We start from the raw sequence: 808 nt of genomic DNA on the forward strand, positions 1-808 counted from the left end.
CCAATGTTTGGAAAGCCTTGTTTTTAAAACCTCGTTTTCGAATTTCTTTCCAGACTTGTTCAATAGGGTTCATTTCTGGTGTATAAGGTGGGATAAAAGCCAACTCAATATTACTTGGAATCTCTAAGGTACTTGATTTATGCCATATAGCATTATCCATGACAAGTAAAATATAGTCATCTGGATAAGCTTGTGAGACTTGCCGTAGAAATTCATTGATCCACTCAGTATTGCATCCTCCAGCAATGAGGAAAAAGGAATCTCCTGTCTGAGCATCTACTGCCCCATAACAATAGCGATATTCTCGCATATAATGACTAGGAATGCTAGGTCGGATTCCTTGAGGAGCCCAACAAGAACTCATCTTACTGATTCTTCCGAAACCAGCTTCATCTTGGTACATCAAACGTACTTTGTTATAAGTCCCCTCTTCTTTAAAGCGCTTACTTAAGGTCTCGAATGTAGATTTTATTTTTAGACGTCTCAATTGTCTGAGCGTCTGCCTTCTTGGGATGCTCAGGTCGAGGAGTGACCGTTCGCCAACCATGTCGTTTCAGGAGATAATAGAAACCATCACGTGTGGAAGTGCGACCAATCTCTTTTTGATAGGCTTCAAATAACTGATTGACAGTTACAAATTCCCCAGCCTGAGCAGCTTCTATATGACGTTTTAGAAATGCTTGTTCTTCTTCGTAAGTCATATATTCTCTATGACGTCCACCACGGGTCTCCTGAAGAAGCGCTTCTAAACCAAACTCCTTATATTTTTTCAAATTCCTCCAAACAGTTGTTTTATTGCAATCTAGCA

General features: G+C 40.0%; 1 pseudogene. It reads right to left on the reverse strand.

The annotated features are described in order from the left end of the window. Positions 1-808: pseudogene (locus HT671_RS10795) on the reverse strand (IS630 family transposase); the annotation flags it as partial.

The sequence above is a fragment of the Streptococcus sp. 2741 genome (genome assembly GCF_013276315.1).
Taxonomy (GTDB): domain Bacteria; phylum Bacillota; class Bacilli; order Lactobacillales; family Streptococcaceae; genus Streptococcus; species Streptococcus pseudopneumoniae.